Consider the following 5,971-nt stretch of genomic DNA (forward strand, 5'->3'; position numbering starts at 1 on the left):
CACATTTTCGTTCTGAATTTGCGGTTGTTTCTCCGAACGTTTCTCTGGACGCTTGTCCGACTTCGGCGCTTGTTCAGGTGCTTCTTCTGTATCCTTGATGCTCAAGCTGACACGCTTCTCGTCGGCGTTGAAGTCAAGAATTTTCACTTGAACTTCTTGGCCTTCCTTCAACACTTCTTGAGGAGTTCCAATGTGACGGTGAGCGATCTGGGAAATGTGAACGAGTCCTTCTACGCCTGGAGCAATCTCTACGAATGCACCGAACGTCACAAGACGCTTCACAGTACCGGTTACGATCGTATTCGCTGCGAATTGACCTGCTGCGGCTTGCCAAGGTCCTGGTTGAGCAGCACGGATGCTGAGGCTGATTCGATCAGCAGAAGGGTCTACCTTGAGCACTTGAACCGTTACGCTGTCACCTTCCTTGACTACTTCAGAAGGTTGCGCCACATGGTGCCAAGCCATCTCAGAGATATGCACCAAGCCATCTACTCCACCGATATCCACGAATGCGCCGAACGGAGTTAACCGTTGAACGGTTCCTTCGAGCTGTTGACCGACAGTAAGACCCGCCATGATCTGCAGCTTGTTCGCTTCGAATTCTTGATCCAGTACGTCTTTCTGGGAAAGAACAACCTTGTTCTTCTCGCGGTCGATCTCTTTCACCTTCAGCTTCAATGTACGGCCTTTGTAACTAGAAAAGTCCTCGACAAAATGACGCTCCACCATGGAAGCGGGAATAAATCCACGTAGACCTACGTCTACAACCAGACCGCCCTTCACAACTTCTGCAACTTCAGCTTCGATAATTTCTCCGCTCTCCAGTTTCACTTGAAGCTCGTCCCATGCTTTCTCACTGTCCACTACACGCTTAGAGAGAACTAGACGTTCCTTAGCATCATTCAGTTCAAGTACTTTCAATTCTACATCTTGACCCACTTGAACAGCGGATCCAGCATTCTCCAACTGAAGGGAAGACAACTCCTTCAAGAGAACAACTCCGTCATATTTATAACCGACATCGACGATAGCTTGATTGTCCTCGATCTTGACAATCTTCCCTTTCACCACATCGCCCTTCTTAATAATGGACACATTGGCGAAATCCGGGGTTGTGTTGTCTACGGCTTCCTGCACCGCATCGGCTTGTTGAACATTCGTTTCTTCTGACATTGATTAATGGCCTCCTCGACAGACAACCTATGTGATCATCTATAGACATATTAGTTAGTATAATTCCAAGATACCATTTCCATACGCTCGAATCAATGTTCGATTCGTAACAATAGCTATTGCTTCCTTATTTGTCATGCTCGTAACGGGCTACCATACTGCGGATTTCCGTCATGATGCGTTCTGTAGCAAGCTCAAGAGATTCCGATGAACCATTGTCGCGATACTCATCCAAATCAACCGGCGGACCATAATAGATGCGCATCCGACGAAACCATTTGTATGACCCCACAATCGCCACCGGTATTACAATCGCATTCGCTTTGAACGCCAGACTGGCCGCACCCTTCTTGCCCATTCCACCCGAGTTGCTTCTCGAGCCTTCTGGGAATACGCCAAGCATATTCTGATCCTTCAACAATTGTGTAGCGAGTCGGATGGATTCTTTACTGACACCGCCGCGTTTAACTGGAAAAGCACCTAATTGGGTGATAAACCAACCGAGTCCCGGAACGCGAAAAAGCTCTTCCTTAGCCATGTAGTAAACTTTGCGGTTCAAGGGAGTGCCCACTAGAGGCGGATCCATCAGGCTAATATGGTTCGAGCACAAGACGACTGAGCCATGTGCTGGAACATTCTCAGTTCCATACGACTTCAGACCAAAGAACAGCTTAAACAAAATACGAAGCAAATTTCGGCATAAGTTATACAGCATGTTGGCTACGCCCCTTTCCCTGAGGAGGCTTGCGATATTTCCAAGATTCGTTCAGCCACCTGCTGCGCATTCATCTCTGTCGCATCCAACAAGACGGCATCCTTAGCCCTTCGTAAAGGTGAGACTTCCCGTTCCTGATCCATACGGTCGCGCTCGGATTGATCGAGTTCGACTTGCTCCAAAGTCAATTCGGGTTGTTTCAGCTTGATCTCTTCATATCGGCGAGCAGCTCGTGCCTTCACACTAGCGGTCAAATATACCTTGACCTCAGCGTCAGGGAGCACCTGTGTGCCGATATCACGGCCATCCATCACAACGCCTTTGGCTCGAGCCATCTGCTGTTGCATGCTGACGAGCAGAAGTCGGATGTCCGCAATTTGGGATACAGCCGAGACGTTCGCCGTGACTCGTGCTGTACGGATCGCCTCCGTAACATCCACATCGTCCACTAGTACAACTTGACCGTCCTGGCCAGGGGACAGCTCCAGCTTCATGGCATTCGCCATGCTCACAATCGATTCCGTCTGCTCAGGTTCTAAGCCCAGAGATAACGCTTTCCAAGTGACGGCTCTATACATCGCTCCCGTATCCACATAGACAAAGCCCAGCTTCTGCGCAACGATCCGAGCAACTGTGCTTTTCCCCGCGCCTGCAGGGCCGTCAATGGCGATATTGAACTTGTCCAACCCTTTCAATCCTCCTATACCACGATGCCATGAAATAACCCCACTAAATATCGTGGGGCCTTATCGTTTCAATGAGTAGTGCAAGCTAATAATACCAGTCAAGCCTGCAGAAGAAATGATACCATGAATGTCGGAACGTTGCAAAGCGATACGTGATGCTCACCGATCCGACGTTTGTGTATACGGTACTCCCTCTAATCGCTCTACCTTTAGTGCTGTCTTGCGAAATAAAGGCCATTGCAGCAGTAATTGCGACAGCAGCAGCAGGGCTAGAAGAGTTACGATCCCTATCCGAATGAGACGTTCGGCTCTCTCCGACCAACGGATGAACAACTGCTCATATTGATCGGCGGCAGCTTCATTGTATGGCAACATCTCTAATTCAGCAGTTTCATTCCATGGCTCAGACGCGTTCGAATATCGGGTGCTCATCGTGGGGCTCACCTGCTTGGAAGTTGATTCCATTCAGTGTACCCCTGCTACAACTCACCTATTCATCAACGCTTGCGGAAATCCAGCTGTCGCTCGAAGCAGTAGCGAATAATCTTCTGACGCTCCACGTCCTGAATCTCGGTGAAGGATAACATCACAATTTGCTTACCTGATTCGAGCGGCTTCGTCCGGACAACTTCACCTGTGAAGTTGGCATGATCCACTTGACCACTCTTAAAGGGAGTCAATAACCAGCAATTCAAGCTATCATGCTTCGTGAGAGGAATTCTCCCATCGCAGAAAAATGAAATTCCGCCTCCCCCAACATCCTCGGTAGTGGCGAGAAACTGCATCTGCTCCGATAACTTCACCGCTAGCTCCAATTCACCCGGCACACGGAGGAAGTTACGACGCTGTACCTGCGTGATTTGTCCCAATTCCGGCGGCTTGATGAGCACTAACCGGAGTACTTCTTCCTTGAATCCGAGAATGACCGAGTTGAAGTAGTTCTTCACTCCACCTTCGGTTACATAATAAGCGGATATTTGATCGCCTGCGTACAATCGCTTTAACTTTCCAGTTCCTGTATGGATTGGTACTTCCATCGATATGTAACTCGCGTTGGCATCCGCAATCCTTGCTTTGTATTCTTGTTTGGCTTCATCCTCGTCAATCGAGTTGACTTGAAGATAGAGCACCTGATTAACCTTTGGAAGCACTAGCCGGCCCTCCCCTGTTCCATTCATGCACGCACTAGGGCGCTTTAACCTAATTATACCACGTCCCTTCGGAGAAAGAACAGTAATTTAAGTCCTTGTGCGTATCGTCCSGTTTGGAGCGTGGGAGGGAGGGAGTAAACAGGAGGTTCCACCCGCTGTTGAAATCGATTCCTTGGATTGAATGTTGTTTATGGTTAGGAATCGATTTCAAAGGCGGACGCTTCGCTTCTCCACTCTCCTGTTCACTCCCTTTTTTGTTCTTCTTTCTATGAACCGAAAATATCAAGCCCTGTGGTCAGAGCAATGTAGTGGATTATCGCGGAGATTCCGCTCTACAAACATTCTCCAGCACAGCCCTTACGGGACCTCCTTACTGAAAAACTAAAGAAACAGCGGCCGGTGGCCGCTGTCAGGTAACCCTATATTACATATCGAACATGGTTATAATTAAGCACTAACCTCTACATCAACAGGCTTCAGCTCTTCCACCTTCTCCTCATTGCCGCTATCGGCGTTCAGGAATATTCTGTAGTTGCCCCCGTTGATGGTCCCGGAGAATTGGTAGCATAGTACTTCCTTATCGATTTCACTCTTGATCAACGCCAGCGTCTCATGCGTGACTTGCAGAGATGGGTTAAGTGATTTCTTCACCTGTTCCATCGATAATGTCGGAGCTTTAATGTCTCTGTTCTTGTGCTCGAACAAGTAATCGGCGGCTTGTAGACCCGTCACTTCACCAGTATCCAATGCAACCATAACCGTTGCTTTCTCCGGATACAGGATCATATTGTCCTTCTGACCCGCGAAAGTAATGTTGGCTACATTCTGGTATTCATCAAAGCTGACCGCAGTCATGGACGGATATCCATGCGCTTCAAGAAATTGTTGCGCGGCTTCTCGGGCTTTCTCTGGATCGAGATTTCGCTCATTCACCGTTCTGGGGCTCATGAACCAGATCATTTCCCCGCCTTTTTTCGTATAATCGATCGAGACGTCGTCTTGGGTATTCGGCTTCTTGGCCGTGACACTGAATGAACTGTATTCGATCCCATTCCCATTCTCTACAACCTGGATCGTGGACGGATCGGAGATTCCGAGGAATTTCGCTGCCTTCTGCTTAATATCCTCAACCGACACGTCGGCTCCGGCCAATGCCTGGAACGATCGTTTCTCGAACAGGCTGGCCATAGAGGGGCCCCAGTTCAAATCCTCGTACTCACTTACTTTCTTATCCACCGTCTGGAAGCCGTCAATAATCGTGTTGTCTAGCGTCTTCTCTTCCGATGCAAGGGCAACCTCAACATCCATCCATCTCAAGCTGTTCGCGATGACCTGCGATTGTACATCCCTCAGCTCCGTCGATATTTCTTTGGATCGGTCATACAGTGCAGTCATCGACTGCATCTCGTCTGGCGATAACGGTTCCTTCGTCAAATCCCGTACGGATACGCGATAGGAGAAGTTCGCCATGTTGCTTAAGAATTCCTCCGTCTTATTGAACGGCATGAGTGTAAGCGGCAATTGGTTAATCTCATTCCGCGCCTCACTCGTTAATCGCCACACGTTCACTAGCCCTCGTCTCTGAGAGGCGTGTGAGGTTGAATTGATCGCAAGAGTGTTCCCCAGCTCCCGTTGCAGCTGATCCACGTGATAGGACAAATCATGGAACGCCCGCTGGTACTGGTTCTCCGCTTTAATCAAAATCGAATTCTTCTCCTGGTTCACTTGATATCCCCATAACACGGCTCCGGCCAATAGCAGTGTTACGATCGGGAACATGATGCCACTTAATCTCCTGTACATCCTAGGTTCGCCCCTTTCATCCACCAAAACTGGAATTAGTTTTTGTATCAGGGCGGCTGATTATACAAAAAAAATCCCACAACCTTGTGTGGGATAAGTCTCTTGTTCAACATATCGCCCCAGCAAAGGAATTGCCGGGAAATTCATATGTCCAGATCCAGTTCGAAATCGTCACGATTGTTGCATAAACACATTTTGAATCCAGTCTCAATCTTGTCTTTCTCCCGCTTGCCGCGCAAGACGAATCGTTCCCCGCACTGCCTGCAACGAATTCTTACCTTAATACGTTCGCTAATCATGGCTCTCCCCCATTAAAAGAGATATTAGCCCCATTATAGACACAATTGTTAACTTTTAACCTCTTCTTCCCGACGCACCAGCTTGAATGGCGACTTGGCATTCGCCCGGTGTACTTTCCACAAGCTTCTTAGCCATAAATACAC

General features: G+C 48.6%; 7 protein-coding genes. All 7 read right to left on the bottom strand.

The window, feature by feature from the left end:
* A partial coding sequence (gene rpsA / locus AC1DWB_RS30485; RefSeq protein ID WP_477544855.1) for a 30S ribosomal protein S1 occupies window positions 1-1,173 on the bottom strand: 1,173 nt, incomplete at its 3' end.
* 127 nt (window positions 1,174-1,300) lie between these two features.
* A complete protein-coding gene (locus AC1DWB_RS30490; protein WP_477544856.1) occupies window positions 1,301-1,888 on the bottom strand; it encodes a lysophospholipid acyltransferase family protein in 588 nt (195 codons plus the stop codon).
* Between the two features lie 5 nt (window positions 1,889-1,893).
* Window positions 1,894-2,574, bottom strand: coding sequence for a (d)CMP kinase (cmk, locus tag AC1DWB_RS30495; RefSeq protein WP_477544857.1), 681 nt, complete (start codon window positions 2,572-2,574; stop codon window positions 1,894-1,896).
* Window positions 2,575-2,733: 159 nt separating this feature from the next.
* Window positions 2,734-3,039: a hypothetical protein gene (locus tag AC1DWB_RS30500; RefSeq protein ID WP_477544858.1), complete on the bottom strand. Its 306-nt coding sequence runs from the start codon at window positions 3,037-3,039 to the stop codon at window positions 2,734-2,736.
* A gap of 32 nt (window positions 3,040-3,071) precedes the next feature.
* Window positions 3,072-3,725: a flagellar brake protein gene (locus tag AC1DWB_RS30505; protein WP_477544859.1), complete on the bottom strand. Its 654-nt coding sequence runs from the start codon at window positions 3,723-3,725 to the stop codon at window positions 3,072-3,074.
* Between the two features lie 447 nt (window positions 3,726-4,172).
* Window positions 4,173-5,528, bottom strand: a complete 1,356-nt coding sequence (ypeB, locus tag AC1DWB_RS30510) for a germination protein YpeB (RefSeq protein WP_477544860.1) — start codon at window positions 5,526-5,528, stop codon at window positions 4,173-4,175.
* 143 nt (window positions 5,529-5,671) lie between these two features.
* Window positions 5,672-5,827, bottom strand: a complete 156-nt coding sequence (locus AC1DWB_RS30515) for a hypothetical protein (RefSeq protein WP_477544861.1) — start codon at window positions 5,825-5,827, stop codon at window positions 5,672-5,674.
* Window positions 5,828-5,971 lie beyond the last annotated feature (144 nt).

Source organism: Paenibacillus sp. P4_E11, assembly GCF_056401635.1.